Here is a 5,145-nt window from a genome sequence, read left to right as displayed (position 1 = left end):
AAGATTATCAGCATCACAAGTTACTCCGCGAGAAATCAAAGATGTAACCAACGATTGCTGAGCCAAGTTTAGGGTTTCTTAAAAACCCAAAGATGTTTGAACTGAAGAGTTTGATCATGGCTCAGATTGAACGCTGGCGGCAGGCCTAACACATGCAAGTCGAGCGGTAGAGAGAAGCTTGCTTCTCTTGAGAGCGGCGGACGGGTGAGTAATGCCTAGGAATCTGCCTGGTAGTGGGGGATAACGTTCGGAAACGGACGCTAATACCGCATACGTCCTACGGGAGAAAGCAGGGGACCTTCGGGCCTTGCGCTATCAGATGAGCCTAGGTCGGATTAGCTAGTTGGTGGGGTAATGGCTCACCAAGGCGACGATCCGTAACTGGTCTGAGAGGATGATCAGTCACACTGGAACTGAGACACGGTCCAGACTCCTACGGGAGGCAGCAGTGGGGAATATTGGACAATGGGCGAAAGCCTGATCCAGCCATGCCGCGTGTGTGAAGAAGGTCTTCGGATTGTAAAGCACTTTAAGTTGGGAGGAAGGGCAGTAAATTAATACTTTGCTGTTTTGACGTTACCGACAGAATAAGCACCGGCTAACTCTGTGCCAGCAGCCGCGGTAATACAGAGGGTGCAAGCGTTAATCGGAATTACTGGGCGTAAAGCGCGCGTAGGTGGTTCGTTAAGTTGGATGTGAAATCCCCGGGCTCAACCTGGGAACTGCATTCAAAACTGACGAGCTAGAGTATGGTAGAGGGTGGTGGAATTTCCTGTGTAGCGGTGAAATGCGTAGATATAGGAAGGAACACCAGTGGCGAAGGCGACCACCTGGACTGATACTGACACTGAGGTGCGAAAGCGTGGGGAGCAAACAGGATTAGATACCCTGGTAGTCCACGCCGTAAACGATGTCAACTAGCCGTTGGGAGCCTTGAGCTCTTAGTGGCGCAGCTAACGCATTAAGTTGACCGCCTGGGGAGTACGGCCGCAAGGTTAAAACTCAAATGAATTGACGGGGGCCCGCACAAGCGGTGGAGCATGTGGTTTAATTCGAAGCAACGCGAAGAACCTTACCAGGCCTTGACATCCAATGAACTTTCTAGAGATAGATTGGTGCCTTCGGGAACATTGAGACAGGTGCTGCATGGCTGTCGTCAGCTCGTGTCGTGAGATGTTGGGTTAAGTCCCGTAACGAGCGCAACCCTTGTCCTTAGTTACCAGCACGTAATGGTGGGCACTCTAAGGAGACTGCCGGTGACAAACCGGAGGAAGGTGGGGATGACGTCAAGTCATCATGGCCCTTACGGCCTGGGCTACACACGTGCTACAATGGTCGGTACAGAGGGTTGCCAAGCCGCGAGGTGGAGCTAATCCCAGAAAACCGATCGTAGTCCGGATCGCAGTCTGCAACTCGACTGCGTGAAGTCGGAATCGCTAGTAATCGCGAATCAGAATGTCGCGGTGAATACGTTCCCGGGCCTTGTACACACCGCCCGTCACACCATGGGAGTGGGTTGCACCAGAAGTAGCTAGTCTAACCTTCGGGAGGACGGTTACCACGGTGTGATTCATGACTGGGGTGAAGTCGTAACAAGGTAGCCGTAGGGGAACCTGCGGCTGGATCACCTCCTTAATCGACGACATCAGCTGCTCCATAAGTTCCCACACGAATTGCTTGATTCATTGAAGAAGACGATAAAGAAGCAGCCCGAAATTGGGTCTGTAGCTCAGTTGGTTAGAGCGCACCCCTGATAAGGGTGAGGTCGGCAGTTCGAATCTGCCCAGACCCACCAATTTTGTGTGGGAAACGCCTGTAGAAATACGGGGCCATAGCTCAGCTGGGAGAGCGCCTGCCTTGCACGCAGGAGGTCAACGGTTCGATCCCGTTTGGCTCCACCACTACTGCTTCTGTCATGTAAAGCTTAGAAATGAGCATTCCATCGTTGYGATGGTGAATGTTGATTTCTAGTCTTTGATTAGATCGTTCTTTAAAAATTTGGGTATGTGATAGAAAGATAGACTGAACGTTACTTTCACTGGTAACGGATCAGGCTAAGGTRAAATTTGTGAGTTGCTCTTAATTGAGTATTATCGAATTTTCGGCGAATGTCGTCTTCACAGTATAACCAGATTGCTTGGGGTTATATGGTCAAGTGAAGAAGCGCATACGGTGGATGCCTTGGCAGTCAGAGGCGATGAAAGACGTGGTAGCCTGCGAAAAGCTTCGGGGAGTCGGCAAACAGACTTTGATCCGGAGATGTCTGAATGGGGGAACCCAGCCATCATAAGATGGTTACCTTACACTGAATACATAGGTGTATGGAGCGAACCAGGGGAACTGAAACATCTAAGTACCCTGAGGAAAAGAAATCAACCGAGATTCCCTTAGTAGTGGCGAGCGAACGGGGACTAGCCCTTAAGTGGCTTTGAGATTAGCGGAACGCTCTGGAAAGTGCGGCCATAGTGGGTGATAGCCCTGTACGCGAAAATCTCTTAGTCATGAAATCGAGTAGGACGGAGCACGAGAAACTTTGTCTGAATATGGGGGGACCATCCTCCAAGGCTAAATACTACTGACTGACCGATAGTGAACTAGTACCGTGAGGGAAAGGCGAAAAGAACCCCGGAGAGGGGAGTGAAATAGATCCTGAAACCGTATGCGTACAAGCAGTGGGAGCCCACTTTGTTGGGTGACTGCGTACCTTTTGTATAATGGGTCAGCGACTTATTTTCAGTGGCGAGCTTAACCGAATAGGGGAGGCGTAGCGAAAGCGAGTCTTAATAGGGCGTCTAGTCGCTGGGAATAGACCCGAAACCGGGCGATCTATCCATGGGCAGGTTGAAGGTTGGGTAACACTAACTGGAGGACCGAACCGACTACCGTTGAAAAGTTAGCGGATGACCTGTGGATCGGAGTGAAAGGCTAATCAAGCTCGGAGATAGCTGGTTCTCCTCGAAAGCTATTTAGGTAGCGCCTCATGTATCACTGTAGGGGGTAGAGCACTGTTTCGGCTAGGGGGTCATCCCGACTTACCAAACCGATGCAAACTCCGAATACCTACAAGTGCCGAGCATGGGAGACACACGGCGGGTGCTAACGTCCGTCGTGAAAAGGGAAACAACCCAGACCGTCAGCTAAGGTCCCAAAGTTATGGTTAAGTGGGAAACGATGTGGGAAGGCTTAGACAGCTAGGAGGTTGGCTTAGAAGCAGCCACCCTTTAAAGAAAGCGTAATAGCTCACTAGTCGAGTCGGCCTGCGCGGAAGATGTAACGGGGCTCAAACCATACACCGAAGCTACGGGTATCAYCTTCGGRTGATGCGGTAGAGGAGCGTTCTGTAAGCCTGTGAAGGTGAGTTGAGAAGCTTGCTGGAGGTATCAGAAGTGCGAATGCTGACATGAGTAACGATAATGGGTGTGAAAAACACCCACGCCGAAAGACCAAGGTTTCCTGCGCAACGTTAATCGACGCAGGGTTAGTCGGTCCCTAAGGCGAGGCTGAAAAGCGTAGTCGATGGAAAACAGGTTAATATTCCTGTACTTCTGGTTATTGCGATGGAGGGACGGAGAAGGCTAGGCCAGCTTGGCGTTGGTTGTCCAAGTTTAAGGTGGTAGGCTGGAATCTTAGGTAAATCCGGGATTCTAAGGCCGAGAGCTGATGACGAGTGTTCTTTTAGAACACGAAGTGGTTGATGCCATGCTTCCAAGAAAAGCTTCTAAGCTTCAGGTAACCAGGAACCGTACCCCAAACCGACACAGGTGGTTGGGTAGAGAATACCAAGGCGCTTGAGAGAACTCGGGTGAAGGAACTAGGCAAAATGGCACCGTAACTTCGGGAGAAGGTGCGCCGGTGAGGGTGAAGGACTTGCTCCGTAAGCTCATGCCGGTCGAAGATACCAGGCCGCTGCGACTGTTTATTAAAAACACAGCACTCTGCAAACACGAAAGTGGACGTATAGGGTGTGACGCCTGCCCGGTGCCGGAAGGTTAATTGATGGGGTTAGCTAACGCGAAGCTCTTGATCGAAGCCCCGGTAAACGGCGGCCGTAACTATAACGGTCCTAAGGTAGCGAAATTCCTTGTCGGGTAAGTTCCGACCTGCACGAATGGCGTAACGATGGCGGCGCTGTCTCCACCCGAGACTCAGTGAAATTGAAATCGCTGTGAAGATGCAGTGTATCCGCGGCTAGACGGAAAGACCCCGTGAACCTTTACTATAGCTTTGCACTGGACTTTGAATTTGCTTGTGTAGGATAGGTGGGAGGCTTTGAAGCGTGGACGCCAGTTCGCGTGGAGCCAACCTTGAAATACCACCCTGGCAACTTTGAGGTTCTAACTCAGGTCCGTTATCCGGATCGAGGACAGTGTATGGTGGGTAGTTTGACTGGGGCGGTCTCCTCCTAAAGAGTAACGGAGGAGTACGAAGGTGCGCTCAGACCGGTCGGAAATCGGTCGTAGAGTATAAAGGCAAAAGCGCGCTTGACTGCGAGACAGACACGTCGAGCAGGTACGAAAGTAGGTCTTAGTGATCCGGTGGTTCTGTATGGAAGGGCCATCGCTCAACGGATAAAAGGTACTCCGGGGATAACAGGCTGATACCGCCCAAGAGTTCATATCGACGGCGGTGTTTGGCACCTCGATGTCGGCTCATCACATCCTGGGGCTGAAGCCGGTCCCAAGGGTATGGCTGTTCGCCATTTAAAGTGGTACGCGAGCTGGGTTTAGAACGTCGTGAGACAGTTCGGTCCCTATCTGCCGTGGACGTTTGAGATTTGAGAGGGGCTGCTCCTAGTACGAGAGGACCGGAGTGGACGAACCTCTGGTGTTCCGGTTGTCACGCCAGTGGCATTGCCGGGTAGCTATGTTCGGAATAGATAACCGCTGAAAGCATCTAAGCGGGAAACTAGCCTCAAGATGAGATCTCACTGGAACCTTGAGTTCCCTGAAGGGCCGTCGAAGACTACGACGTTGATAGGTTGGGTGTGTAAGCGCTGTGAGGCGTTGAGCTAACCAATACTAATTGCCCGTGAGGCTTGACCATATAACACCCAAGCAATTTGCAGGCTTCGAGCTGAAAGGCGAAAGAGCACCAGATTGCGGTGTGTGAAGACGAAACGAACCGAAAGTTCGAGATACTCACAAA

General features: G+C 51.4%; 2 tRNA genes and 2 rRNA genes. All 4 read left to right on the top strand.

What is annotated here, in order from left to right:
* Positions 1 to 98: 98 nt before the first annotated feature.
* The 4 genes from AU074_RS23205 (at position 99) to AU074_RS23190 (ending at position 5,043) form a co-directional block, all read left to right on the top strand.
* Positions 99 to 1,635, top strand: a 16S ribosomal RNA gene (locus tag AU074_RS23205).
* Positions 1,636 to 1,718: 83 nt separating this feature from the next.
* A tRNA-Ile gene (locus AU074_RS23200) sits at positions 1,719 to 1,795 on the top strand.
* Positions 1,796 to 1,825: 30 nt separating this feature from the next.
* Positions 1,826 to 1,901, top strand: a tRNA-Ala gene (locus AU074_RS23195).
* Positions 1,902 to 2,149: 248 nt separating this feature from the next.
* Positions 2,150 to 5,043: ribosomal RNA gene (locus tag AU074_RS23190) — 23S ribosomal RNA — on the top strand.
* The 16S and 23S rRNA genes sit together here with 2 tRNA genes alongside, the layout of an rRNA operon.
* The last annotated feature ends 102 nt before the right edge of the window (positions 5,044 to 5,145 follow it).

This window comes from Pseudomonas sp. ATCC PTA-122608 (genome assembly GCF_001952855.1).
Lineage (GTDB): Bacteria > Pseudomonadota > Gammaproteobacteria > Pseudomonadales > Pseudomonadaceae > Aquipseudomonas.
The sequence above is the reverse complement of the archived record's forward strand: the minus strand, read 5'-3'. Positions and strand labels throughout refer to the sequence as shown.